This window comes from Pseudomonas protegens (assembly GCF_003363755.1).
GTDB lineage: Bacteria > Pseudomonadota > Gammaproteobacteria > Pseudomonadales > Pseudomonadaceae > Aquipseudomonas > Aquipseudomonas danubii.
On record NZ_CP031396.1, the window covers coordinates 2,064,752 to 2,089,563 of the forward strand.

Annotated in this window: 24 protein-coding genes; 19 read left to right on the top strand and 5 right to left on the bottom strand. The window is 60.6% G+C overall.

The window, feature by feature from the left end; genetic code table 11:
• Positions 1–117 precede the first annotated feature (117 nt).
• Both pyrC and rnt read left to right on the top strand, forming a co-directional pair.
• Complete coding sequence (pyrC, locus tag DWF74_RS08970; protein WP_102860483.1) at positions 118–1,164, top strand: dihydroorotase; 1,047 nt, start codon at positions 118–120, stop codon at positions 1,162–1,164.
• Positions 1,161–1,832: a ribonuclease T gene (rnt, locus tag DWF74_RS08975; RefSeq protein ID WP_102860482.1), complete on the top strand. Its 672-nt coding sequence runs from the start codon at positions 1,161–1,163 to the stop codon at positions 1,830–1,832. Before pyrC ends, rnt begins: the two co-directional genes overlap by 4 nt.
• A 77-nt stretch (positions 1,833–1,909) precedes the next feature.
• Here the strand turns inward: rnt and DWF74_RS08980 are convergent, their stop codons facing one another.
• A complete protein-coding gene (locus DWF74_RS08980) occupies positions 1,910–2,512 on the bottom strand; it encodes a peroxiredoxin (protein WP_007922432.1) in 603 nt (200 codons plus the stop codon).
• Positions 2,513–2,834: 322 nt separating this feature from the next.
• Between DWF74_RS08980 and DWF74_RS08985 the strand changes: the two genes are divergently transcribed.
• Positions 2,835–3,053 (top strand): bacterioferritin-associated ferredoxin, encoded by a 219-nt coding sequence (locus DWF74_RS08985; RefSeq protein WP_102860481.1) that lies wholly within the window; start codon positions 2,835–2,837, stop codon positions 3,051–3,053.
• Positions 3,054–3,265: 212 nt separating this feature from the next.
• The gene (bfr, locus tag DWF74_RS08990; protein WP_025129649.1) at positions 3,266–3,739 is read left to right on the top strand and encodes a bacterioferritin; all 474 of its coding nucleotides are present in this window, start codon (positions 3,266–3,268) and stop codon (positions 3,737–3,739) included.
• 81 nt (positions 3,740–3,820) lie between these two features.
• Here bfr and grxD read toward each other — a convergent pair whose 3' ends face one another.
• Both grxD and DWF74_RS09000 read right to left on the bottom strand, forming a co-directional pair.
• Positions 3,821–4,159, bottom strand: a complete 339-nt coding sequence (grxD, locus tag DWF74_RS08995) for a Grx4 family monothiol glutaredoxin (protein WP_115580789.1) — start codon at positions 4,157–4,159, stop codon at positions 3,821–3,823.
• A gap of 96 nt (positions 4,160–4,255) precedes the next feature.
• The gene (locus tag DWF74_RS09000; RefSeq protein WP_115580790.1) at positions 4,256–6,364 is read right to left on the bottom strand and encodes a molybdopterin oxidoreductase family protein; all 2,109 of its coding nucleotides are present in this window, start codon (positions 6,362–6,364) and stop codon (positions 4,256–4,258) included.
• A gap of 689 nt (positions 6,365–7,053) precedes the next feature.
• Between DWF74_RS09000 and argF the strand changes: the two genes are divergently transcribed.
• Positions 7,054–7,974: an ornithine carbamoyltransferase gene (gene argF, locus DWF74_RS09005; protein ID WP_115580791.1), complete on the top strand. Its 921-nt coding sequence runs from the start codon at positions 7,054–7,056 to the stop codon at positions 7,972–7,974.
• Entirely contained in the window at positions 7,971–9,080 is a 1,110-nt protein-coding gene (locus tag DWF74_RS09010) for an ABC transporter ATP-binding protein (RefSeq protein WP_102860478.1), read from the top strand. Before argF ends, DWF74_RS09010 begins: the two co-directional genes overlap by 4 nt.
• An 82-nt stretch (positions 9,081–9,162) precedes the next feature.
• Here the strand turns inward: DWF74_RS09010 and DWF74_RS09015 are convergent, their stop codons facing one another.
• Positions 9,163–9,945 carry a PhzF family phenazine biosynthesis protein gene (locus DWF74_RS09015; protein ID WP_102860477.1) on the bottom strand — a complete coding sequence of 261 codons (783 nt, stop codon included), beginning with the start codon at positions 9,943–9,945 and terminating at the stop codon, positions 9,163–9,165.
• A gap of 120 nt (positions 9,946–10,065) precedes the next feature.
• The gene (ybaK, locus tag DWF74_RS09020) at positions 10,066–10,536 is read right to left on the bottom strand and encodes a Cys-tRNA(Pro) deacylase (RefSeq protein WP_102860476.1); all 471 of its coding nucleotides are present in this window, start codon (positions 10,534–10,536) and stop codon (positions 10,066–10,068) included.
• Between the two features lie 370 nt (positions 10,537–10,906).
• Between ybaK and DWF74_RS09025 the strand changes: the two genes are divergently transcribed.
• The 13 genes from DWF74_RS09025 (at position 10,907) to DWF74_RS09085 (ending at position 24,805) form a co-directional block, all read left to right on the top strand.
• Complete coding sequence (locus DWF74_RS09025) at positions 10,907–11,755, top strand: MIP/aquaporin family protein (protein ID WP_102860475.1); 849 nt, start codon at positions 10,907–10,909, stop codon at positions 11,753–11,755.
• Between the two features lie 76 nt (positions 11,756–11,831).
• A complete protein-coding gene (gene glpK / locus DWF74_RS09030) occupies positions 11,832–13,337 on the top strand; it encodes a glycerol kinase GlpK (protein WP_102860474.1) in 1,506 nt (501 codons plus the stop codon).
• Positions 13,338–13,432: 95 nt separating this feature from the next.
• Positions 13,433–14,188 carry a DeoR/GlpR family transcriptional regulator gene (locus DWF74_RS09035; RefSeq protein ID WP_011063123.1) on the top strand — a complete coding sequence of 252 codons (756 nt, stop codon included), beginning with the start codon at positions 13,433–13,435 and terminating at the stop codon, positions 14,186–14,188.
• A 279-nt stretch (positions 14,189–14,467) separates the two neighbouring features.
• On the top strand, positions 14,468–16,006 hold the full coding sequence (gene glpD / locus DWF74_RS09040) for a glycerol-3-phosphate dehydrogenase (protein ID WP_110594910.1): 1,539 nt from the start codon (positions 14,468–14,470) through the stop codon (positions 16,004–16,006).
• Positions 16,007–16,369: 363 nt separating this feature from the next.
• On the top strand, positions 16,370–17,284 hold the full coding sequence (locus DWF74_RS09045; RefSeq protein WP_102860472.1) for a glutamate/aspartate ABC transporter substrate-binding protein: 915 nt from the start codon (positions 16,370–16,372) through the stop codon (positions 17,282–17,284).
• Positions 17,285–17,475: 191 nt separating this feature from the next.
• Positions 17,476–18,222, top strand: coding sequence for an amino acid ABC transporter permease (locus tag DWF74_RS09050; protein ID WP_102860471.1), 747 nt, complete (start codon positions 17,476–17,478; stop codon positions 18,220–18,222).
• Entirely contained in the window at positions 18,222–18,893 is a 672-nt protein-coding gene (locus DWF74_RS09055) for an amino acid ABC transporter permease (protein WP_025129635.1), read from the top strand. The genes DWF74_RS09050 and DWF74_RS09055 overlap by 1 nt, the downstream gene beginning before the upstream one ends.
• Positions 18,890–19,624, top strand: coding sequence for an amino acid ABC transporter ATP-binding protein (locus DWF74_RS09060; protein ID WP_102860470.1), 735 nt, complete (start codon positions 18,890–18,892; stop codon positions 19,622–19,624). The genes DWF74_RS09055 and DWF74_RS09060 overlap by 4 nt, the downstream gene beginning before the upstream one ends.
• A gap of 132 nt (positions 19,625–19,756) precedes the next feature.
• Entirely contained in the window at positions 19,757–21,658 is a 1,902-nt protein-coding gene (locus tag DWF74_RS09065) for a sensor histidine kinase (RefSeq protein ID WP_102860469.1), read from the top strand.
• A gap of 44 nt (positions 21,659–21,702) precedes the next feature.
• Positions 21,703–22,980 carry a sigma-54-dependent transcriptional regulator gene (locus DWF74_RS09070; protein ID WP_240322058.1) on the top strand — a complete coding sequence of 426 codons (1,278 nt, stop codon included), beginning with the start codon at positions 21,703–21,705 and terminating at the stop codon, positions 22,978–22,980.
• Positions 22,981–23,006: 26 nt separating this feature from the next.
• Entirely contained in the window at positions 23,007–23,336 is a 330-nt protein-coding gene (locus DWF74_RS09075; protein ID WP_180988516.1) for a GlpM family protein, read from the top strand.
• Positions 23,337–23,513: 177 nt separating this feature from the next.
• A complete protein-coding gene (locus DWF74_RS09080) occupies positions 23,514–24,434 on the top strand; it encodes an arginase (RefSeq protein WP_102880757.1) in 921 nt (306 codons plus the stop codon).
• Positions 24,431–24,805 carry a transporter gene (locus DWF74_RS09085; protein WP_115580793.1) on the top strand — a complete coding sequence of 125 codons (375 nt, stop codon included), beginning with the start codon at positions 24,431–24,433 and terminating at the stop codon, positions 24,803–24,805. The genes DWF74_RS09080 and DWF74_RS09085 overlap by 4 nt, the downstream gene beginning before the upstream one ends.
• Positions 24,806–24,812 lie beyond the last annotated feature (7 nt).

The following is a 24,812-nucleotide window of genomic DNA, read 5'->3' on the forward strand; positions in this document are numbered from 1 at the left end:
CGTTAATACGCCATACCTTCGGGATATCGGTTGCTCGTCGCAAAACTTGATAGCGAGTGCCTGGAAGAGTCTTTTCCGGTAGCATTCCCCCCGAGTTTTACCCGCCTGGAACCTCCAATGTCCGACCGCCTGACCCTGCTGCGTCCCGACGACTGGCATATTCATCTTCGCGATGGTGCCGTGTTGCCCAATACAGTCGCAGATGTCGCGCGCACCTTTGGCCGCGCCATCATCATGCCCAACCTGGTACCTCCGGTGCGTAACGCCGTGGAAGCCGACGCCTATCGCCAGCGTATTCTAGCTGCGCGCCCGGCCGGCAGCCGCTTCGAGCCGCTGATGGTGCTCTACCTGACCGACCGCACCCAGCCGGACGAGATCCACGCAGCCAAGGCCAGCGGTTTCGTGCACGCCGCCAAGCTGTACCCGGCCGGCGCGACCACCAACTCGGACTCGGGCGTGACCAGCATCGACAAGATCTTCCCGGTGCTCGAGGCGATGGCCGAAGTTGGCCTGCCGCTGCTGATTCACGGTGAAGTGACCCGCGGCGACGTCGACGTCTTCGACCGCGAGAAAATCTTCATCGACGAGCATATGCGTCGCGTGGTCGAGCGCTTCCCCAGTCTGAAAGTGGTGTTCGAACACATCACCACCGGCGAAGCCGTGCAGTTCGTCAAGGAGGCTTCGGCCAACGTCGGCGCCACCATCACCGCGCACCACCTGCTGTACAACCGCAACCACATGCTGGTGGGCGGTATTCGCCCGCACTTCTATTGCCTGCCGATTCTCAAGCGCAACACCCACCAGGAAGCTCTGCTGGATGCGGCCACCAGTGGCAGCGAGAAGTTCTTCCTCGGCACCGACTCGGCGCCTCATGCCCAGCACGCCAAGGAAGCCGCTTGCGGTTGCGCCGGCTGCTACAGCGCCTATGCCGCGATCGAGCTGTATGCTGAAGCGTTCGAACAGCGCAATGCCCTGGACAAACTGGAAGCCTTTGCCAGCCTCAACGGCCCGCGCTTCTACGGCCTACCGACCAACACCGATCGCATCACCCTGGTTCGTGAAGAATGGACCGCCCCCGCCAGCCTGCCGTTCGGTGAGCTGACTGTCATTCCGCTGCGCGCCGGTGAAAAACTGCGCTGGCGCCTGCTGGAGGATCACTCGTGAGTGACGACCATTTCGACGACGAACAAGAAGGTAACGGCGGCGGCCCTCGACACCCGATGGCCGCTCGTTTTCGCGGTTACCTGCCGGTAGTCGTCGACGTTGAAACCGGCGGCTTCAACTCGGCCACCGACGCCCTGCTGGAGATTGCCGCCACCACTATCGGCATGGATGAAAAAGGCTTCGTGTTCCCGGAACACACCTATTTCTTCCGGGTCGAGCCTTTTGAAGGCGCGAACATCGAAGCCGCGGCCCTGGAGTTCACCGGGATCAAGCTCGACCACCCGCTGCGCATGGCCGTCAGCGAGGAAACTGCACTGACCGATATTTTCCGTGGGGTGCGCAAGGCGCTGAAAGCCAATGGCTGCAAACGCGCCATCCTGGTGGGCCACAACAGCAGTTTCGACCTGGGCTTCCTCAACGCCGCTGTGGCGCGCCTGGATATGAAGCGCAACCCGTTCCACCCGTTCTCCAGCTTCGACACCGCCACCCTGGCTGGCCTGGCTTATGGACAGACCGTTTTGGCCAAGGCCTGTCAGAGTGCGGATATCGACTTCGACGGTCGCGAGGCTCACTCGGCCCGTTACGACACCGAGAAGACTGCCGAGCTGTTCTGCGGCATCGTCAACCGCTGGAAACAAATGGGCGGCTGGCAGGATTTCGACGACTGATCAATTCTTCGTCGGGTTGAATTGCCTGCATAAAAAAACCGGCCCTGAGGCCGGTTTTTTTATGCGTGACGCCTGGCTTACAGCTTGCCAGCGTTCTCGCTCAGGTAAGCAGCAACGCCTTCTGGCGAAGCGGTCATGCCTTTGTCACCTTTTTTCCAGTTGGCAGGGCAGACTTCGCCGTGCTCTTCGTGGAATTGCAGAGCGTCAACCAGACGGATCAGCTCTTCCATGTTACGGCCCAGTGGCAGGTCGTTGACGATCTGCGAACGAACAACGCCTTTGTCGTCGATCAGGAACGCGCCACGGAAAGCCACGCCGCCTTCGGACTCAACGTCGTAGGCCTTGGCGATGTCGTGCTTCATGTCAGCCGCCATGATGTATTGAACCTGACCGATGCCGCCGGCATTGATCGGGGTGTTACGCCAGGCGTTGTGGGTGAAGTGCGAGTCGATCGAAACAGCGATCACTTCCACGTTGCGTGCCTTGAAGTCAGCCATGCGGTGGTCCAGGGCGATCAGCTCGGACGGGCAAACGAAGGTGAAGTCCAGTGGATAGAAGAACACCAGGCCGTATTTGCCTTTGATGGCCGAGGACAGGGTGAAGCTGTCAACGATTTCGCCATTGCCGAGAACGGCCGGTACGGTGAAGTCAGGGGCTTGTTTGCCTACGAGTACGCTCATTGGATATCTCCTGGTGTGGACGTAGTAATGAAGAAGGGGATTGGCCTTGAGTCTGCCACGCGGATGCGACAGCTCCTTGACCTGACCCCGCTTCGCAAGGACCGGCCATCATACACCGCGTCTTTGAGCTGTCCTCAACGGTTTTTCATCAGCCCGGCTCACAAAGCGAAAAATGCGAATCATCTGTCACTATCGCGAACAAAACCGTTCGTCACCCTGGTAGGAAACTGCAACAAAGGTCGCCGAAACCACTTTGACAATCATTCTCGTTAACATTAAGATCCATCGCAATTGAGCCCTAACCAGCGACGGTTCTCATCCTATGTATGTCTGCCTCTGCACCGGTGTCACCGACGGACAAATTCGCGAAGCCATCTATGAAGGTTGCTGCAGCTACCGCGATGTGCGTCAGGCAACCGGCGTCGCCAGCCAATGTGGTAAATGCGCATGCCTGGCCAAGCAAGTGGTCCGCGAGACCCTGACCGAACTGCAGAGCAGCCAGGCAGCAATTCCCTATCCAGTGGAATTTAATGTCGCCTGATTTCTCGGATAAATAGCACTGTTTTAAACAACCGGACCTAGCGTCCGGTTTTTTTATGCCTGTAATTCAATCGCTTAGGGTCAAAACGCGGAACACAAACATTCTTATTCCGATTAATTTTCATATATTATTCAATAACTTAGGTTTGACAGTAATGTTTGCGCGGCTCAGACTCTGTCCTTATTCCACTAATTAAAGGGCAGGACCCCATCATGAAAGGCGACATTACAGTCATCCAGCATCTCAATAAAATCCTTGCCAATGAACTGGTCGCGATCAATCAGTACTTCTTGCATGCACGCATGTATGAAGATTGGGGCCTGAACAAGCTGGGCAAGCACGAGTACCACGAGTCCATCGACGAGATGAAGCATGCGGACAAGCTAATCAAGCGCATTCTCTTCCTCGAAGGCCTGCCGAACGTTCAGGACCTGGGCAAGCTGCACATCGGCGAACACACCAAGGAAATGCTCGAGTGCGACCTGCGTATCGAACGCACTGGCCATGCAGACCTCAAGGCAGCCATCGCCCATTGTGAGTCGGTGAGCGACTTCGGCAGCCGTGAACTGCTGGAAGATATTCTTGAATCCGAAGAAGAACACATCGACTGGCTGGAAACCCAATTGGGCCTGATCGATAAAGTCGGCATCGAGAACTATCTGCAATCGCAAATGGGTGACGAGTAACTTAACTCGTAATACTCAAGCAATAAAAAGCCCCGCCCTCGAAAGAGAGGCGGGGCTTTTTATTACGCGGATATATTCGCGTCAGGCTTCAGTCTTGGCCGCGGCTTTTTCGGCTGCGTCCTTGATCAGAGCCTGCAATTCACCGTTGGCAAACATCTCAGCCATGATGTCACTACCACCGACCAGCTCACCTGCCACCCACAGCTGTGGGAAGGTCGGCCAGTTGGCGTACTTGGGCAGGTTGGCGCGAATTTCCGGGTTCTGCAGGATGTCCACATAAGCGAACTTCTCACCACAGCCCATTACGGCCTGGGCGGCTTTCGCGGAGAAGCCACACTGCGGGGCATTCGGCGAGCCTTTCATATAAAGCAGAATGGTGTTGTTGGCAATCTGCTCTTTAATAGTTTCGATGATATCCATGGAACACCTCGGCTGAACTTTCCGACGCTGTTGTCGGCACGGTGGCGCATTGTAACGGAAACCTGAGCGCCCTGCTCGGCCTCTCCGACAGACATCTCAGGCCGCTTCCACCTTGACTGGCACCCCGTTCAACGCCGCATTCCCAGACAACGCATCAAGCTGACGTTCATCGGTCAGGTCATTGGCGCTGCAACCGGGCTGCTCCATGGCAATGTTCAGTTGCACCCCTGGGCGCCCATGCCCCCAACCATGGGGCAAGCTCACCACCCCCGGCATCATTTCAGTGCTGGCCAGCACCTCTACCTCCACCGCACCGACCCGAGAGCTGATTCGCACCCGCTGACCGTCATTCAGCCCGCGACTGGCCAGGTCATCCGGGTGCATCAGCAACTGGTGACGGGGCTTGCCCTTCACCAGGCGGTGATAGTTGTGCATCCACGAGTTGTTACTGCGTACATGGCGACGGCCAATCAGCAGCAACTCATCCAACGGCGGCACGCTCAAGGCGGCAAATCGCGCCAGATCCGCCATGATCGGCGCTGGCGCCGCCTGAATCCGCCGATTCTCGGTTTTCAAGCGGGCCGCCAGATTCGGCTGCAGCGCCCCCAGATCAATACCGTGGGGATACTGGTCCAGTGTTGCCAAGGACAGTTTGAGCGGCGATGCATCGCCGTAGGCACCGGCTCGCAAACCCATGTCAATCATCTGCGCTGGGGGGATGGTCGGCTTCAGCGGTTGTTCGGTTTTCGCAGCAAACGCTTTGGCCAGGCCGACAAAGATCTCCCAGTCGTGCAGCGCACCCGCAGGCTTGGGCAGGATCGCCCGGTTGAAGCGACTGACATTGCGTACTGCAAGAAGATTGAACGTGGTGTCGTAGTGATCGTTCTCCAGAGCCGAGGTGGACGGCAGGATCAAGTCGGCATAACGGGTCGTTTCATTGATGTACAAGTCGATGCTGAGCATGAACTCCAACCCGTCCAGTGCTTGCTCCAACTGCCGGCCATTGGGTGTGGACAACACCGGGTTGCCTGCCACGGTGATCAATGCCCGAACCTGTCCCTCGCCCTCAGTGAGCATCTCTTCGGCCAGGGCCGATACAGGCAGCTCGCCGCCATACTCCGGAAGCCCGGAAACCCGACTCTGCCAAAGGTTGAAGTGCCCCCCCGATGTCGCCGCTACCAGATCCACCGCCGGCTCGGTACACAGGGCCCCACCTACCCGGTCAAGGTTGCCGGTGATCAGATTGAGCAGTTGCAGCAACCAATGGCACAACGTACCGAAGGCTTGGGTCGAAACCCCCATGCGTCCATAACAGACCGCTCGCTCCGCCGAGGCGAACTCCCGGGCCAACTGCCGAATCTGCGGCGCCGCAATCGCACACAGCGGGCTCATGGCCTCTGCGGTGAAGGGGGAAATCGCCTGGCGCACCTCTGCCAATCCATCGACTTGCAGATGACTGTCGCGAATCGGCCCTTCCTCAAAAATCGTGTTCAACAGGCCAAACAGCAAGGCCACATCGCCTCCAGGACGGACGAACAGATGCTGATCGGCCATGGCCGCCGTTTCACTGCGCCGAGGATCGATCACCACCACCTTGCCACCACGAGCCTGGATTGCCCTCAAACGCTTTTCCACGTCCGGCACCGTCATGATGCTGCCGTTGGACGCCAAGGGATTGCCGCCGAGGATCAGCATGAAGTCGGTGTGGTCGATGTCCGGAATCGGCAGCAGCAGACCGTGGCCGTACATCAGGTAGCTGGTCAGGTGCTGGGGCAACTGGTCGACCGACGTGGCCGAGAAACGGTTACGGGTCTTGAGCTGGCCAAGGAAGTAGTTGCTGTGGGTCATCAGCCCGTAGTTGTGAACGCTGGGGTTGCCCTGATAGACCGCCACCGCATTATTGCCATGATGCTGCTGGATGCTCGCCAGCCTTTCGGCTACCAGGGCGAAAGCCTCGTCCCACTCGATCGGCTGCCATTCATTGCCCACGCGCCGCACCGGCTGACGCAGACGATCGGGGTCATTCTGAATATCCTGCAGGGCCACAGCCTTGGGGCAGATGTGGCCGCGACTGAAGCTGTCCTGAGCGTCCCCCTTGATCGAGGTAATGCGCGGAGCGCCACCCTCTTCCTCGGTGACTTCCAGGGTCAGGCCGCAGATCGCTTCGCACAAGTGGCAGGCACGGTGATGGAGAGTCTTGGTCATGGCCAGTCTCTATTGTTTGAAGGCAACCCATAGGGGGCCGCTGGAAGCAAAAACTATGGCGGCTGACCGCTGCTGACACCAGCGACGTTCGTCCCATGAATTCAGGGCCATCAGCCCCAGCCATGATCAGAGCTGTCAGTTCGGGGCAAGCGCGGCAGGCCATCGGCAGCAATTGAGCAGCAATTCAAAAAAAGGGCTGTCACTGAGGCGGTCATGTCAGTGAGCGTCCGGGCCATGCCCCAAAAGCGCCATCAGTTGCTGCTCCTTGGATTCCATCGCGCATCTATCCCGGCCGCAGATTCGCCTGGGTATCCGCAGTACTTTGCATTAGGAAATGTTTCAGACTGACACCCTCTCGGCATGCCCATGGCAGCGACCTCGGCCCACAGGTCAGAAAACGACTGCAAGCGAACAGCCGGCGCCCCGCTGGATTGCCAAGGCGCGCCAGGGCAGTGTACAAATGCCCGGCTGCTGTCTGGAAACTGGTCTCAAAAGCGTCAGCGCAATCGCGTCCTGACCTCTCATGCCCGTAATCGCCGTAGCACTATTGGTAAGACGCGACATTTAATTATAAGATCGCGCCTTCCCCTATTTCGTCGCCCCGTGCGGCTTTCGCCGCAGGTCCAGCCCGTTGTTCGATTAAACAAGGCTTTGAGAATCTGCGGTCCGTTGCAAAAAGGTAGTTAATGATGAGCGCAAGGCACTTTCTCTCCCTGATGGATTGCACGCCCGAAGAGCTGGTCAGTGTGATTCGTCGAGGCATCGAGCTGAAGGACCTGCGTAACCGCGGCGTACTCTTCGAGCCCTTGAAAAATCGTGTGCTCGGCATGATTTTCGAGAAGTCGTCGACTCGTACCCGACTGTCTTTCGAAGCCGGCATGATCCAACTGGGCGGCCAGGCCATCTTCCTTTCGCCACGGGATACCCAACTGGGACGCGGCGAGCCCATCGGCGACTGCGCCATCGTCATGTCGCGCATGCTCGACGCAGTGATGATCCGTACCTTTGCCCATAGCACCCTGACCGAATTTGCGGCCAACTCCCGGGTACCGGTGATCAACGGCCTGTCCGATGACCTGCACCCCTGCCAACTGTTGGCGGACATGCAGACTTTCCTTGAACATCGCGGCTCGATCCAAGGCAAGACCGTGGCCTGGATCGGCGATGGCAACAACATGTGCAACAGCTATATAGAAGCGGCCATGCAGTTCGATTTCCAACTGCGCGTCGCTTGCCCTGAAGGCTACGAGCCCAACCCGGAGTTTGTCGCTCTGGCCGGCGATCGCGTGACCATCGTCCGCGATCCTCGCGAAGCGGTGACCGGCGCCCACCTGGTGAGCACCGACGTCTGGACCTCCATGGGCCAGGAAGAGGAAACCGCCAAGCGCCTCAAGCTGTTCGCGCCATTCCAGGTAAACCGCGCCCTGCTCGACCTGGCCGCGCCGGACGTACTGTTCATGCATTGCCTGCCCGCCCACCGCGGCGAGGAAATCAGCCTCGACCTGCTGGACGACCCACGTTCGGTGGCTTGGGACCAGGCGGAAAACCGTCTCCATGCGCAAAAGGCCCTGCTCGAGTTTCTTTTCGAGCCGGCGTACCACCACGCATGAGCCAGCCATTACTGCTCAACCTGCGCAATCTGGCATGCGGCTATCAGGACCAACGGGTGGTGCAGAACCTCAATCTGCACCTCAATGCCGGTGATATCGGTTGCCTGCTGGGTTCATCCGGCTGCGGCAAGACCACCACCCTGCGGGCCATCGCCGGATTCGAGCCCGTACACGAGGGCGAGATCCAGTTGGCCGGCGAAACCATCTCCAGCGCCGGCTTCACCCTGGCGCCGGAGAAACGCCGGATCGGCATGGTGTTCCAGGACTACGCCCTGTTCCCACACCTGTGTGTGGCGGACAACATTGCCTTCGGCATTCGCAAGCACCCACAGAAAGACCGTGTGGTCGCTGAATTGCTGGAACTGGTCAACCTGAAGAACCTCGGTCAGCGCTTCCCCCACGAACTGTCTGGCGGCCAACAACAACGGGTGGCTCTGGCCCGCGCCCTGGCACCGGAACCCCAACTGCTGCTGCTGGACGAGCCCTTCTCCAATCTCGATGGCGAATTGCGCCGCAAGCTCAGCCATGAGGTGCGCGACATCCTCAAGGCTCGGGGTACCAGTGCCATCCTGGTCACCCACGACCAGGAAGAAGCCTTTGCCGTGAGCGATCAGGTCGGGGTGTTCAAGGAAGGCCGCCTGGAACAGTGGGATACCCCCTACAACCTCTATCACGAGCCGCAGACGCCCTTTGTCGCCAGTTTCATTGGCCAGGGCTACTTCATTCGCGGCCAGTTGAGCAGCCCGGAATCGGTGCAGACCGAACTGGGTGTGCTGCAGGGCAACCGCGCCTACACCTGGCCGTCCGGTGGAGCGGTGGACGTACTGCTGCGCCCCGACGATATCGTCTATGCGCCGGACAGCGCTCTGAAAGCGCGGATCGTCGGCAAGACCTTTCTCGGTGCCTCGACCCTGTATCGCCTGCAACTGCCAACCGGCAGCCTGCTGGAGTCGATCTTCCCCAGCCATGCCGATCATCAGGTTGGAGCGGATGTGGGGATTCGGGTCGCCGCAGAACACCTGGTGCTGTTCCAGGCCTCGGGCAGCACCGCCGCGCAGATTCCACACAGTGAATCAGGGGTACGCCGCTACAGCAGCGCGCACTGATAACGCTTCCCCTGGCCAACCGGCCCCTACAAGATCGCAACGAACTGTAGGAGCCGGCTTGACGGCGAAACACCCGGCACAGTCATTCCAGGTGCAAATGTCCGCTGGCAATCAGCCGCGCATGGCCACCGATCTTCACCCGCTCTCCCTCCAACCGACAGAACAAGGCTCCACCTCGCGCCGAACACTGATAAGCGCTCAACTGCTGTTTATCCAATTGCCGTGCCCAGTAAGGCGTCAGGCAGCAATGGGTCGAACCGGTCACCGGGTCCTCGTCGATGCCAATGGCCGGGGCAAAATACCGCGAGACAAAGTCATGCCGGTCTCCACGCGCCGTGACAATCACTCCAGGCCAGGGCAGCTTCGCCAACGCAGCCATATCCGGCTGGCAATCGCGCACCGCCTGCTCCGACTCCAGCACCGCCAACAGCTCATTGGCGCCCAGCAGCTCGATGACTCGGGCACCCAGTATCTGCGCCACGTCTTCCAGCCCAGCCTGGCTGCTGGGGCTGCGCAAAGGGAAATCAAGCCATAGCAGCCCGTCTTCGCGGGTGACACTCAAGGGCCCGGAACGGCTCTGAAAATCGATGCGTTGCGTCGGCTCGTCGTAGACCTCGAACAACACATAAGCACTGGCCAGGGTGGCATGCCCGCACAGAGGTACTTCAGTGGTCGGAGTAAACCAGCGGATTCGCCAGCCTTGCGCCTCACGCACCACAAAAGCGGTTTCCGCCAGGTTGTGCTCGGCGGCGATCTGCTGCATCAGCGCCTCGTCAAGCCACGCATCAAGCCGGTAAACCATGGCCGGATTGCCGGCGAAGGGGCGATCACTGAAGGCATCGATCTGTTGGAACTCAAGCGGCATAACTGTGCTCCTTGGATAGTCGGCCGCCAGCATGAGGCCCGGAACAAGGAACCCGACAGACACAGAAGGGAAGATTTTCCGGCATACAGCAGCAGCCCGGGCCGCTGCCGACGCCTGGGCTCAAGAGCGACCGATGTCGGCGAACTTCGCCTGGGTGTGCTCGGCCAGCACGGCCGCCGCCAACTCCACCTCCAGGCCACGGCGACCGGCACTGACGAAAATACTGGCCAACGGCTGGGCACTGTTGTCGATAAAGGTCCGCAGTCGTTTTTTCTGCCCCAGCGGACTGATGCCCCCCAGCAGATAACCGGTGGCACGTTGGGCAGCAGCCGGATCAGCCATCTCAGCCTTCTTCACCCCCGCAGCATGGGCCAGGGCCTTCAGGTCAAGACTTCCGACGACCGGCACCACCGCCACCAGCAATTCGCCCTTTTCACTGCTGGCCAGCAGGGTCTTGAACACTTGCGCCGGATCGAGATTGAGCTTCTCCGCCGCCTCCAGGCCGTAGGACGCTGCCTTGGGGTCATGTTCGTAACTGTGAATGCGATGTTCGGCGCGAACTTTTTTCAGCAGGTCCAGTGCAGGGGTCATGGCAGCTCCAAGGGGTACGAAAAGGCAAAACCGAGCGGCTGAATTTTAGGTCATTCACCAACAAAAGGCTCTATTCCAAGCCTTGATAACGCACCCTGAGAGCTGCCAGCACAACGTTCTCTGTCACTCCCGAGACTGCCACCCAGGATCATTCATCTGATTGATATCTATAAAATGACCAATCGTTCACTTTCGACCTTTGACAGCGGTGTTTCTTGTCTATATTTTTTCGTTTCTGAATATCCTGCGGTAGATCCAAGGTTGCACCCAGTAGCAAGACGAGGCCGGAATGGGGATTCCGTCTTCGTTGGAAGTCGCGCTCCATGCCTTTTGCAGCAGCGCCAGACAACAACAAAAATCGAGGTTCACAATGACAACTGCTCTGCAACAACCGTCGCTATCGGGCCAATGCATGGCCGAGTTCCTGGGTACTGCGCTATTGATCTTCTTCGGCACCGGCTGTGTCGCCGCCCTCAAGGTCGCGGGCGCCAGCTTCGGTCTGTGGGAAATCAGCATCATCTGGGGGATCGGCGTGAGCATGGCGATCTACCTGACTGCCGGGGTCTCCGGCGCGCACCTGAATCCGGCCGTGAGTATCGCTCTGTGGCTGTTCGCCGACTTTGATAAACGCAAACTGCCCTTCTATATCCTGGCCCAGGTCGCCGGCGCCTTCTGCGCGGCGCTGTTGGTTTACACGCTGTACAGCAACCTATTCTTCGATTTCGAACAATCCCACCAAATGATCCGTGGCTCCCAGGCCAGCCTGGAACTGGCCTCGGTGTTCTCCACCTTCCCCAACCCGGCACTGTCCACTGCCCAGGCGTTCCTGGTGGAAGTGGTGATCACAGCGATTCTCATGGGCGTGATCATGTCCCTGACCGATGACAACAACGGCCTGCCTCGCGGCCCGATGGCGCCGCTGCTGATCGGCCTGCTGATTGCCGTGATCGGCAGCGCAATGGGTCCCCTGACCGGCTTCGCCATGAACCCGGCACGGGACTTCGGCCCTAAACTGATGACGTTCATGACTGGCTGGGGTGAAATCTCCTTCACCGGCGGCCGTGACATTCCGTATTTCCTGGTACCGATCTTTGCCCCGATTCTGGGGGCCTGCCTCGGTGCTGCGGCCTATCGCGGGCTGATTGCCCGGCATCTGCCCAGCGCTGTTGCTGCCTCCGAGGCCGAACCGGCCATAGAGGGCAAAGTCAAAGTGTCTTGATTCTCGCGGCGCGTGATCCTGCCCAAATCGATCACGCGCCTGTTCTCACTCCCTTATTTCGTCCAAGGCAATCGACATGACCGACATTCAGAATAAGAACTACATCATTGCCCTTGATCAGGGTACGACCAGCTCCCGGGCGATCATTTTCGACCGCGATGCCAACGTGGTCTGCACTGCCCAGCGTGAATTCGCCCAGCATTACCCTCAGGCCGGCTGGGTCGAACATGACCCGATGGAAATCTTCGCCACCCAGAGCGCGGTGATGGTGGAGGCCCTGGCACAGGCCGGCCTGCATCACGATCAGGTAGCTGCCATTGGCATCACCAACCAGCGTGAAACCACAGTGGTCTGGGACAAGACCACCGGCCGCCCGATCTACAACGCCATCGTCTGGCAGTGCCGCCGCAGCACCGAGATCTGCCAGCAGCTCAAGCGCGACGGCCTGGAAGACTACATCCGCGACACCACCGGCCTGGTCACCGACCCCTACTTCTCCGGCACCAAGCTCAAGTGGATCCTCGACAATGTCGAAGGCAGCCGTGAGCGCGCCCGTAGCGGCGAACTGCTGTTCGGCACCATCGACAGCTGGCTGATCTGGAAATTCACTGGCGGCAAGACCCACGTCACCGACTACACCAACGCCTCGCGCACCATGCTCTTCAACATCCACACTCTGGAGTGGGACGCGAAGATGCTGGAAGTGCTGGACATCCCGCGGGAGATGCTCCCGGAGGTGAAGTCCTCGTCGGAAATCTACGGCCGTACCAAGAGTGGCATCGCCATCGGCGGTATCGCCGGCGACCAGCAAGCCGCGCTGTTTGGCCAGATGTGCGTCGAACCGGGCCAGGCCAAGAACACCTACGGTACGGGTTGCTTCTTGCTGATGAACACCGGCGACAAGGCGGTGAAGTCCCAGCACGGCATGCTCACCACCATCGCCTGTGGCCCCCGCGGCGAAGTGGCCTATGCCCTGGAAGGCGCAGTGTTCAACGGCGGCTCCACTGTGCAGTGGCTGCGTGATGAACTGAAAATCATCAACGACGCCCATGACACCGAATACTTCGCCGGCAAGGTCAAGGACAGCAACGGCGTGTACCTGGTACCCGCCTTTACCGGCCTGGGCGCTCCCTACTGGGACCCCTACGCCCGCGGCGCGCTGTTTGGCCTGACCCGTGGCGTACGCGTGGACCACATCATCCGCGCCGCCCTGGAGTCCATTGCCTATCAGACCCGCGACGTGCTCGACGCCATGCAGCAGGATTCCGGCGAACGCCTGAAAGCCCTGCGGGTTGACGGCGGCGCAGTGGCCAACAACTTCCTCATGCAATTCCAGGCGGACATTCTCGGCACTCAGGTGGAGCGCCCGCAAATGCGCGAAACCACAGCCTTGGGCGCGGCCTACCTGGCGGGCCTGGCCTGCGGTTTCTGGGGCAGCCTGGAAGAGCTGCGAGGCAAAGCGGTGATCGAGCGCGAGTTCGAACCACAGCTGGCGCAAGAGGAAAAAGAAGGCCTGTATGCAGGCTGGAAGAAAGCGGTGAGCCGCACCCGCGACTGGGAACCCCACGACGAGGCCAAATAAGCCAAGCCGTGGATTGGTAACCGCTTGTAACTGGTCGGGAGGGGATTCCTGCGGCATCATGGGCAAATTTTGCACGGCAGCCCAAAGGAAGCACCATGAATCTGCCTCCCCGTCAGCAACAAATCCTCGATCTGGTCCGCGAACGCGGGTACGTCAGCATCGAGGAATTGGCCCAGCTGTTCGTTGTTACCCCGCAAACCATCCGCCGCGACATCAACCAGCTGGCGGAAGCCAATCTGCTGCGCCGCTATCACGGCGGCGCAGCCTATGATTCCAGCGTCGAAAACACCGCCTACGCCATGCGCGCCGACCAGATGCGCGACGAAAAGCAACGCATCGGTGAAGCCGTTGCCGCGCAGATCCCCGATCACGCCTCGTTGTTCATCAACATCGGCACCACCACCGAGTCCATCGCCCGCGCCCTGCTCAACCACAGCCACCTGAAGATCATCACCAACAACCTGCACGTGGCCTCGATGCTCAGCGCCAAGGACGATTTCGATGTGCTGCTCACTGGCGGCAATGTGCGCCGTGACGGCGGCGTGGTCGGCCAGGCCAGCGTCGACTTCATCAATCAGTTCAAAGTGGATTTCGCCCTGGTGGGCATCAGCGGTATCGACGAAGACGGTAGCCTGCTGGACTTCGACTATCAGGAAGTACGGGTATCCCAGGCGATCATCGCCAACGCCCGACAAGTGATCCTCGCCGCCGACTCCAGCAAGTTCGGGCGCAATGCCATGATCCGCCTGGGGCCCATCAGCCTGATCGACTGCCTGGTCACCGACCAGCAACCGGTACCGGCCCTGACCCAACTGCTCAACCAGCACAAGATCCGCCTCGAAGTGGTCTGACCCCCTCCTCCCCCTCCCGGATCCGGCTGTGTCCGAACGCCGCCCAGCAAGGGCTGCATCGTTTTCGGAATCGACACGGCCGATCACTCGCACACAGTCAAAGCCCGCGGCAGCGACTACAGTTACCCCTCGTTAATGTTCGTAAACTTTCCTTTCAGGGCATTTCGATCAGTTTTTTCAATCGAAACTTGCTGGATACGCCCTTCTTTATGCGCTAGTATTTTCGAAAATGAACATTAATGTTCGAATTCAAATATCAAAGCAACACGAGGCCTGTCGATGCCCACTTCTACCTTGCCCGCGCGCCCTCTCTCCGAGGTTTACGATATCGCCGTCATCGGCGGTGGGATCAATGGTGTTGGAATTGCCGCGGATGCGGCAGGTCGCGGCTTGTCCGTGTTCCTTTGCGAAAAAGACGATCTGGCCAGCCACACCTCGTCGGCCAGCAGCAAGCTGATCCACGGCGGCCTGCGCTACCTCGAACATTACGAGTTCCGCCTGGTGCGCGAAGCCCTGGCCGAACGTGAAGTGCTGCTGGCCAAGGCCCCGCACATCGTCAAGCCCATGCGCTTTGTCCTGCCGCACCGGCCGCACCTGCGCCCGGCCTGGATGATTCGTGCCGGCCTGTTCCTGTATGACCACCTGGGCAAGCGCGAAAAACTCGCCGGCTCGCGCAGCCTGAAGTTCGGCGCCGACAGCGCCCTGAAGGCCGAGATCACCAAAGGCTTCGAATACTCCGATTGCTGGGTCGACGATGCCCGCCTGGTGGTGCTCAATGCCATGGCCGCTCGGGAGCACGGCGCCCACGTGCATACCCAGACCCGTTGCGTCAGCGCCCGGCGCAGCAAGGGCCTGTGGCAGCTGGAACTGGAGCGTGCCGACGGCAGCCTGTTCTCCATCAGCGCCAAAGCCCTGGTGAACGCAGCCGGCCCCTGGGTCGCCAAGTTCATCAAGGATGACCTGAAACTGGAGTCGCCTTACGGCATCCGCCTGATCCAGGGCAGCCACCTGATCGTGCCCAAGCTGTACGAAGGCGAGCACGCACACATTCTGCAGAACGAAGACCAGCGCATCGTCTTCACCATTCCCTACCTCGATCAGTTCACCCTGATCGGCACCACCGACCGTGAATACACCGGTGATCCGGCCAAGGTAGCGATTACCGAAGCGGAAACCGATTACCTGCTGCAAGTGGTCAATGCGCACTTCAAGAAGCAACTGAGCCGCAGCGACATCCAGCACAGCTACTCCGGGGTTCGCCCACTGTGCAACGACGAATCCGACAACCCTTCGGCGGTGACTCGCGACTACACCCTGGCCCTTTCCGGCACTGGCGAGGAAGCTCCGCTGCTCTCGGTGTTCGGCGGCAAGCTGACCACCTATCGCAAGCTGGCGGAATCGGCCATGGCGCAACTGGCGCCTTACTTCAAGCAGGCCAAGCCCAGCTGGACTGCCACAGCCACCCTGCCCGGCGGCGAGAACATGAGCACGCCACAGGCCCTGGCAGAAGCCATCCGCAAGAAATTCGACTGGGTGCCCAGCCAGATCGCCCAGCGCTGGGCCAGCACCTATGGCAGCCGCACCTGGCGCCTGCTGGAGGGCGTACACAGCCTCAGCGACCTGGGCGAGCACCTGGGTGGCGGCCTCTATACGCGTGAAGTGGATTATCTGTGCGCGGAAGAATGGGCGCTGAAAGCCCAGGACATCCTCTGGCGCCGGAGCAAACTCGGCCTGTTCACCACCGTGGCGCAACAGCAGCAACTGGAAGACTACTTGCAGAAGGTCGAGCACAACCGCGGCAAGATCAAGGCCGCCTGAGCAGCCCAGATAGACAAAGCCCCTGCTGCCTAAGGTTCAGGGGCTTTTTTGTGGGCGACGCATTGAACGTTTCGCCAGCACGCCGGCTCCTAAGAGTGCCGGATGCGCATTCGGTTTTCCGAACGCAGCACCGAAAATGATTCGGATAACCGGATAATCCGCAGCTAAAACCTTCGCAACAAATATTTAATAGCCTTTAAAATCAATACGTTATCCATGAACAATGGGTCTGGCACGACTCATGCTCTACACTGTGCGACGAATGCCTGTCGTGCCAACACAACAGGAGCCGTCAAGGCATTCGCTGTATAAAAGAGCCGTCGAACTGGCTTCATAAAAAAAACAAATGTCGAGGAAATATTGATGCGCATCGTTCCCCATCTGTTGGGCGCAGCTATCGCTGCCGCTCTGATTAGCACTCCAGTTTTCGCAGCCGAACTCACCGGCACACTGAAGAAAATCAAAGAATCCGGCACCATCACCCTCGGACATCGCGACGCTTCCATTCCGTTTTCCTACATTGCTGACGCTTCCGGCGTGCCAGTGGGCTACTCCCACGACATCCAGCTGAAAATCGTCGAAGCGATCAAGAAAGACCTCGACATGCCTGACCTCAAGGTCAAGTACAACCTGGTGACCTCCCAGACCCGTATCCCACTGGTGCAGAACGGCACCGTCGACGTCGAGTGTGGTTCCACCACCAACAACGTGGAACGTCAGCAACAGGTCGACTTCTCCGTCGGCATCTTCGAAATCGGTACCCGTCTGCTGTCCAAAAAGGACTCGACCTACAAAGATTTCGCTGACCTCAAAGGCAAGAACGTGGTGACCACCGCTGGCACCACTTCCGAGCGCATCCTCAAGGCGATGAACGCCGACAAGCAGATGGGCATGAACGTGATCTCCGCCAAGGACCACGGTGAGTCGTTCCAGATGCTGGAATCGGGCCGCGCCGTGGCCTTCATGATGGACGACGCACTGTTGGCCGGTGAAATGGCCAAGGCCAAGAAGCCTGCCGACTGGGCCGTGACCGGTACTCCTCAGTCCTACGAAATCTACGGCTGCATGGTGCGCAAGGGCGATGCCCCGTTCAAGAAAGCCGTGGATGACGCCATCGTCGCCACCTACAAGTCGGGCGAAATCAACAAGATCTACGACAAATGGTTCCAATCGCCGATTCCGCCAAAAGGCCTGAACCTGATGTTCCCGATGAGCGACGAGCTCAAGGCCCTGATCGCCAACCCGACCGACAAAGCGGCTGACGACAAGAAGTCCTGATTCCTGACTAACCTTATCTCCTGAAGGGGCGCCGCCCCTTCGGGAGTCTGTCACTACCTGCTGGCATTTTTTGGAAACACTCGAACCGGTGGTTGTCGAGCCGCTCGTGTGTGCCTGGTCGTCATGATCAGGCGGGAACGGACGTCCCCAGGCGGGTGCTTGTACATCGAACGATCTGAGGGGTAACCCTAATGAATTACAACTGGGACTGGGGCGTATTCTTCAAGTCCACCGGTGTGGGCAGCGAGACCTATCTCGACTGGTTCATCAGCGGTTTGGGCTGGACCATCGCCATCGCTGTGGTGGCCTGGATCATCGCGCTGCTGCTGGGGTCGATCCTGGGCGTCATGCGCACCATACCGAACCGTCTGGTGTCGGGCATTGCCACGGTCTACGTGGAGATTTTCCGTAACGTGCCGCTGCTGGTGCAGCTGTTCATCTGGTACTTCCTGGTGCCGGATCTGCTGCCGGCCAACCTCCAGGAGTGGTACAAGCAGGACCTCAACCCGACCACCTCGGCCTACCTGAGCGTTGTCGTGTGCCTGGGCCTGTTCACCGCCGCACGGGTTTGCGAGCAGGTGCGTACCGGCATCCAGGCGCTGCCACGTGGCCAGGAATCCGCCGCTCGCGCCATGGGCTTCTCGCTGCCGCAGATCTACTGGAACGTGCTGCTGCCCCAGGCCTACCGGATCATCATTCCGCCGCTCACCTCGGAATTCCTCAACGTCTTCAAGAACTCCTCCGTGGCGTCGCTGATCGGCTTGATGGAACTGCTGGCCCAGACCAAGCAGACCGCCGAGTTCTCGGCCAACCTGTTCGAAGCCTTCACCCTGGCTACCCTGATCTACTTCACCTTGAACATGAGCCTGATGCTGCTGATGCGCCTGGTCGAGAAAAAAGTATCGGTCCCCGGCCTGATCTCCGTGGGAGGTAAATAATGGAATTCGACTTCTCGGGCATCATCCCGGCCATTCCCGGCCTGTGGAACGGCATGCTGATGACCCTCAAGCTGATGGTCATGGGCGTGGTGGGCGGGATCATCCTCGGCACCTTGCTGGCACTGATGCGCTTGTCCCACAACAAGCTGCTGTCGAACCTGGCCGGTGCCTACGTCAACTACTTCCGCTCGATTCCGCTGCTGCTGGTGATCACCTGGTTCTACCTGGCGGTGCCGTTCGTGCTGCGCTGGATCACCGGCGAAGACACCCCGATCGGTGCGTTCACCTCCTGCATCGTGGCCTTCATGATGTTCGAAGCGGCGTACTTCTGCGAAATCGTCCGTGCCGGCGTGCAGTCCATTCCCAAGGGCCAGATGGGCGCTGCCCAGGCACTGGGCATGAGCTACGGCCAGACCATGCGCCTGATCATCCTGCCTCAGGCATTCCGCAAGATGACTCCGCTGCTGCTGCAGCAGAGCATCATCCTGTTCCAGGACACCTCCCTGGTGTACACCGTGGGCCTGGTGGACTTCCTCAACGCCTCGCGTTCCAGCGGCGACATCATCGGCCGCTCCAATGAATTCCTGATCGTTGCCGGTCTGGTGTATTTCACAATCAGCTTTGCCGCCTCGCTGCTGGTCAAGCGTCTGCAAAAAAGGTTCGCCGTATGATCTCTATCAAGAACATCAACAAGTGGTATGGGGACTTCCAGGTGCTGACTGATTGCAGCACCGAGGTCAAGAAAGGCGAAGTGGTGGTGGTCTGCGGGCCGTCCGGCTCGGGCAAATCCACCCTGATCAAATGCGTCAACGCCCTGGAACCCTTCCAGAAGGGCGACATCGTGGTCGATGGCACCTCCATCGCCGACCCGAAGACCAACCTGCCGAAACTGCGTTCTCGGGTGGGCATGGTGTTCCAGCATTTCGAGCTGTTCCCGCACCTGACCATCACCGAGAACCTGACCATCGCGCAGATCAAGGTCCTGGGCCGCAGCAAGGAAGAGGCCACCAAGAAAGGCCTGCAACTGCTGGATCGCGTCGGCCTCTCCGCCCATGCCCACAAACACCCGGGCCAGTTGTCCGGGGGCCAGCAACAGCGTGTGGCCATCGCCCGCGCCCTGGCCATGGACCCGATCGTCATGCTGTTTGACGAACCTACGTCGGCCCTGGACCCGGAAATGGTCAACGAGGTGCTGGACGTGATGGTGCAACTGGCCCAGGAAGGCATGACCATGATGTGCGTGACCCACGAAATGGGCTTTGCCCGCAAAGTGGCGAACCGGGTGATCTTCATGGACAAGGGCCAGATCATCGAAGACTGCCAGAAAGAGGAATTCTTCGGTGACATCAGCGCCCGCTCCGAACGTGCCCAGCACTTCCTCGAGAAGATCCTGCAGCACTAAACCTGTGCTTCTGTAGGAGCCGGCTGGCCGGCGAAGGGGACGCACCGGGCTCCCCTATCGCCAGGTTCGCCCGTTTTGCCGGCCGGCCGGCTCCTATGGACACCGCACAGTGGTTGACCCAAGGCATCTGTGATGAAATGCGACCCCACTCTCTATCGCGCCGCGCCGCCATCACTCGCCGTGAAACCCCGCCTGATCCGTCACCTGTTCCTGCCGCCCCTGGTCATCCTGCTGATGATCGGCCTGGGCTACGTCGGCTTCTGGATCAGCGAACACAATGGCATTCGCAGCCTCAGTGAAAATGGCGAACGCCAGCTGGAACTGCACGCCCGCGCCGTAGAAAGCGAGATCAGCAAATACACCTATCTGCCCAGCCTCCTGGAACTGGAGTCCAGTGTCTCCAGGCTGCTGGCCGATCCCTCGCCGGAGCACCGGCAAACCGTCAACCAATACCTCGAAGGCCTGAATCGGCGCAGCCGCAGCCGGGCCATCTATGTCATGGACACCACCGGCCGGGTGCTGGCCACCAGCAACTGGCGCGATGTCGACAGCTACCTGGGTGAAGACCTGTCCTTCCGCGCCTACTACCAGAACGCCGTACGTGGCCAGCCCGGACGTTTCTACGGCATCGGCAGCACCAGCGGCGAGCCCGGCTACTACCTGGCCCACGGCCTGGAAGAACACGGCAAGATCATTGGCGTGGCGGTAGTCAAAGTGCGCCTGGAGGCCCTGGAGGAACGGTGGCAAAGGGCCCGCCTGGAAGCCTTCGTCAGTGACGAGAACGGCATCATCATTCTCTCCAGCGACCCGGCGCGCCGGCTCAAGTCGGTCCGCCCGCTCAGCGACGACACCAAGGAACGCCTGGCCCGCAGCCTGCAGTACTACTGGTTCCCCCTCAACGAACTGGAACCCCTGGCCCGGGAACGCCTGGCCGAAGGCGTGGAGAAGCTGACCTTTCCCGCCAATACCGAACTGGTATCCGACGACAAGGCCATCAGCTACCTGTCCCAGACCCGGCCACTGAGCGACACCCCGTGGAACTTCACCCTGCTCACCCCGTTGCAGGACCTGCGCCGGGAAGCCATCAACCAGGGCATCCTGGTGGCCGTGGCCTTTGCCCTGGTGGCCTTCCTGCTGATCGCCTGGAATGAACGGCGCAAGGTCATCGCCACCCGCCTGGCCGCCCGAGAAGCCCTGCAGGAAGCCAACAGCCAGCTGGAGCGGCGGATCACCGAACGCACCGCCGACCTGCGGGCCAGCAACGAGCGCCTCAAAGGGCAGATCCGCGAACGCCGCCAGGCCGAAGAGACCCTGCGCCGGGCCCAGGACGAACTGGTCCAGGCCGGCAAGCTGGCGGCCATCGGCCAGATGTCCACCAGCATCGCCCACGAGCTGAACCAGCCGCTGGCGGCGTTGCGCACCTTGTCCGGCAACACCGTGCGTTTTCTTGAGCGCGGCGCCCTGGACACCGCCAGCGCCAACCTCAAGACCATCAATGAACTGATCGACCGCATGGGCCGCATCACCGCCAGCCTGCGCTCCTTCGCCCGCCGCGGCGACGACCAAGGCCAGGCCAGCCTGGACAAGGCAGTGGACGCCGCCCTGCAGATTCTCAACGCGCGCATCGAACCCCTGCCCCTGCAACTGCACCGCGACTTCAGCGAACAGACCCTGCAGATCGACCAGACCCGCCTGGAGCAGATCCTGGTCAACCTGATCGGCAATGCCCTGGACGCCATGCAGGCGCAGCCGGCGCCGGAACTGTGGCTGGAAGGCGAACCCGGCGACGGCAAGTATCGCCTGCGGGTCCGCGACAACGGCCATGGCATCGATCTTGAGGCGCGCAAGCACCTGTTCGAACCCTTCTTCACCACCAAACCCGGCGAACAGGGCCTGGGGCTGGGCCTGACCCTGTCCGCCAGCCTCGCCGCCGCCACCGGCGGCAGCCTGGGTGTGGAACATCCGGCAAGCGGCGGCACCGCCTTTGTCCTCAGCTTGCCCCTGGCAAGCCCCAATCAAGCCGAGCCGATATGAACAACGAGCTGACCGTGCTGATCGTCGAAGACGACCCCCATGTCCTGCTGGGTTGCCAACAGGCCCTGGCCCTGGAAGACATTCCCTGCATCGGCGTGGGCAGCGCCGAAGAAGCCCTGGCCCAGGTCGGGGAGAACTTTCCCGGCATCGTGGTCAGTGATATCCGCCTGCCGGGCATCGATGGCCTGGAACTGCTGACCCAACTCAAGGCCCGGGATCGCAGCCTGCCGGTGGTGCTGATCACCGGTCACGGGGATATTTCCATGGCCGTGGGGGCAATGCAGAAAGGCGCCTACGACTTCATGGAGAAACCCTTTTCTCCCGAGCGTCTGGTGGACGTGGCCCGCCGCGCCCTGGAACAACGGGGACTGGCCCGGGAAGTGACCGCCCTGCGCCGCCAGTTGGCCGAACGCAGTTCCCTGGAGGGACGGATCATCGGCCGCTCGCCGGCCATGCAGAACCTGCGGGAGCTGATCGCCAACGTCGCCGACACTTCGGCCAACGTGCTGATCGAGGGCGAAACCGGTACCGGCAAGGAACTGGTCGCCCGTTGCCTGCACGACTTCAGCCGCCGCCACCAACAACAGTTCGTCGCCCTGAACTGCGGCGGCCTGCCGGAAAACCTCTTCGAAAGTGAAATCTTCGGCCATGAGGCCAACGCCTTCACCGGCGCCGGCAAGCGCCGTATCGGCAAGATCGAGCACGCCCACCAAGGCACGCTGTTCCTTGATGAAGTGGAAAGCATGCCGATCAATCTGCAGATCAAGCTGCTGCGGGTACTGCAGGAGCGGACCCTGGAGCGCCTCGGTTCGAACCAGAGCGTGGCCGTGGATTGCCGGGTGATCGCGGCCACCAAGTCGGACCTGGACGAACTGAGCCGGGCCAAGGCATTTCGCAGCGACCTGTATTACCGCCTCAACGTGGTGACCCTGGAACTACCGCCCCTGCGCGAACGCCGCGAGGACATCCTGCAACTGTTCGAACACTTCCTGCAGCAGTCGTCCCTGCGTTTCGACCGCACCGTGCCAGAGCTGGACAACCAGACCCTGTCGACCCTCATGAGCCACGACTGGCCGGGCAACGTGCGCGAGTTGCGCAACGTCGCCGAGCGCTTTGCCCTAGGTCTGCCGGCGTTCAAGAAGTCCGGCAGCAGCAACGCCCAGGGCCTGGGTTTCGCCGAAGCGGTGGAAGCCTTTGAACGCAACCTGCTGAACGATGCCTTGCAGCGCAGCGGTGGCAACCTGACCCAGGCCAGCCAGGAACTGGGCATGGCCAAGACCACCCTGTTCGACAAGGTCAAGAAGTACGGCCTGAACCACTGACCCAAGCGCGAGGACTCATGGATCTATTGTTGAAGGCCGCCCTGGGCGCGGCGGTGGTGGTGATTCTGGCGGCCCTGGCCAAAACCCGGAACTACTACATCGCCGGCCTGGTGCCACTGTTCCCGACCTTTGCCCTGATTGCCCACTACATCGTCGGCAAGGGCCGTTCTCTGGATGACTTGAAGACCACCATCCTGTTCGGCATGTGGTCGATCATTCCCTACTTCGTCTACCTGGCGACGCTCTATGTAATGGTCGATCGCCTGCGCCTGGAAGCCTCCCTGGCGGTGGCCGCCGTGGCCTGGTTGATTGCCGCCACCCTGCTGGTCAGCGTCTGGGTCCGCCTCCACGCCTGAGCCCTAGCATTCCCGTAGGAACGAGCTTGCTCGCCAAGCCTGCGCCGCGGTCTCTCGCCGGCAACCTGGCCACGACCCTGGCCCGACCCTTGCATTTACCCTGTAAAGCCCGCCCAGCCTGCGTTTTCGCCTGATCACGCAGTTTTCTGGAGGGCGCTGCCATGGGTAAAGAACACCTTGAACATCTTAGATCTCGACCACAGCCTGACCGCCCAGGAGCCCATAGTCCGGCGCCTGAAAAGCGGCCAGGCGCGACGCCTGGACCTGCTGGACCTGGGCCCCAAGCTGCGACTCTGGTCCACCGAACGCACCTACCGTCATTTCCGCGAACGCCTGGGCCAACGCCCCCGGCACAGCGGCCCGCAACCGGAAATCTTCTTTGTCGGCTCCGGCGACTATCACCACCTGACCCCGGCCTTTCTCTACGATCTGCCCGAACCGATCAGCCTGATCCACTTCGACAATCACCCGGATTGGGTGCGCTTCGCCCCCCGCCGGCACTGCGGCTCCTGGGTCAACCGGGCGCTGCAGCTGCCCAATATCCAGCGCATTGTCACCCTGGGCCCCTGCAGTGAAGACCTGCACAATCCGCAACTGCGAGGCGGCAACCTCGGCGCCCTGAAGCACGGCAAGCTGCAGCTGTTTCCCTGGCAGCACGCGCCATCCAAGGTCTGGGGCCGGGTCGGCGATGGCGCCGGGCACCAGCAACAGGAAAATCACCTGCACTGGCGCAATCTGGCGGACCAGGACTGGGCCGCCTTCCTCGCGCAAATGATCGACAGCCTGCCCACCGCAGCGGTGTGGATCACCATCGACAAGGACGTGCTGGCCAGCGAAGACGCCGCCACCAACTGGGACCAGGGCGGCATGCGCCTGACCCACTTGCTGCAAGCGATACGCGAGCTGGCGGCGCGCAAGCGGGTGCTGGGCATCGATGTCTGCGGCGAGTTCGCCAAACCCGCCTTCAGCAATGCCTTCAAACGCTGGGAAGCGAAGTCGGACCAACCTCCGGCCGAGCGCTGGAGCCAGGACGACCTGCTGCGCAACTCAGTGACCAATGAAGCCCTGATCTCGCTGTTCGAGGAGCTGTTCCCGTGACCTTGACCGTTGTTCTGCTAGTCGCTTTTTCCATTGTGCTGGACGTCATCGGCCAGCTCTGTTTCAAGCTCGGCCTGGACCGCCTGCCAGAACTGGAAGGCGGCTTTCGCCTGAATGCCTTCTGGGGCCAGGTGTTCAACGCGCCCCTGCTCTGGTGCGGTATCGGGGCCTATGTGATCGAGTTTTTCGTCTGGCTCGAAGCCCTGTCCCGGGCCCCTCTGAGCCTGCTGTTTCCGGCTGCGGCCCTGGCCTATTGCGGCGTGGTGCTGGCGGGCAAGGTGGTGCTGGGCGAGACCGTCAGCCGTCGGCGCTGGATGGGCACGCTGGTGATCACCGCCGGGGTGATGCTGGTGTGCGTGGCCAGTACCTGAGCCTTAT

Coding starts and splice junctions, on each gene's coding strand:
- DWF74_RS09035 (WP_011063123.1), top strand. CDS start 13,433: ATGAATCTGCCTCCCCGTCAGCAACAAATCCTCGATCTGGTCCGCGAA.
- pyrC (WP_102860483.1), top strand. CDS start 118: ATGTCCGACCGCCTGACCCTGCTGCGTCCCGACGACTGGCATATTCAT.
- DWF74_RS09065 (WP_102860469.1), top strand. CDS start 19,757: ATGAAATGCGACCCCACTCTCTATCGCGCCGCGCCGCCATCACTCGCC.
- argF (WP_115580791.1), top strand. CDS start 7,054: ATGAGCGCAAGGCACTTTCTCTCCCTGATGGATTGCACGCCCGAAGAG.
- DWF74_RS09015 (WP_102860477.1), bottom strand. CDS start 9,945: ATGCCGCTTGAGTTCCAACAGATCGATGCCTTCAGTGATCGCCCCTTC.
- DWF74_RS08985 (WP_102860481.1), top strand. CDS start 2,835: ATGTATGTCTGCCTCTGCACCGGTGTCACCGACGGACAAATTCGCGAA.
- DWF74_RS09060 (WP_102860470.1), top strand. CDS start 18,890: ATGATCTCTATCAAGAACATCAACAAGTGGTATGGGGACTTCCAGGTG.
- DWF74_RS08980 (WP_007922432.1), bottom strand. CDS start 2,512: ATGAGCGTACTCGTAGGCAAACAAGCCCCTGACTTCACCGTACCGGCC.
- grxD (WP_115580789.1), bottom strand. CDS start 4,159: ATGGATATCATCGAAACTATTAAAGAGCAGATTGCCAACAACACCATT.
- DWF74_RS09045 (WP_102860472.1), top strand. CDS start 16,370: ATGCGCATCGTTCCCCATCTGTTGGGCGCAGCTATCGCTGCCGCTCTG.
- DWF74_RS09055 (WP_025129635.1), top strand. CDS start 18,222: ATGGAATTCGACTTCTCGGGCATCATCCCGGCCATTCCCGGCCTGTGG.
- DWF74_RS09000 (WP_115580790.1), bottom strand. CDS start 6,364: ATGACCAAGACTCTCCATCACCGTGCCTGCCACTTGTGCGAAGCGATC.
- glpK (WP_102860474.1), top strand. CDS start 11,832: ATGACCGACATTCAGAATAAGAACTACATCATTGCCCTTGATCAGGGT.
- DWF74_RS09010 (WP_102860478.1), top strand. CDS start 7,971: ATGAGCCAGCCATTACTGCTCAACCTGCGCAATCTGGCATGCGGCTAT.
- ybaK (WP_102860476.1), bottom strand. CDS start 10,536: ATGACCCCTGCACTGGACCTGCTGAAAAAAGTTCGCGCCGAACATCGC.
- glpD (WP_110594910.1), top strand. CDS start 14,468: ATGCCCACTTCTACCTTGCCCGCGCGCCCTCTCTCCGAGGTTTACGAT.
- bfr (WP_025129649.1), top strand. CDS start 3,266: ATGAAAGGCGACATTACAGTCATCCAGCATCTCAATAAAATCCTTGCC.
- DWF74_RS09050 (WP_102860471.1), top strand. CDS start 17,476: ATGAATTACAACTGGGACTGGGGCGTATTCTTCAAGTCCACCGGTGTG.
- DWF74_RS09025 (WP_102860475.1), top strand. CDS start 10,907: ATGACAACTGCTCTGCAACAACCGTCGCTATCGGGCCAATGCATGGCC.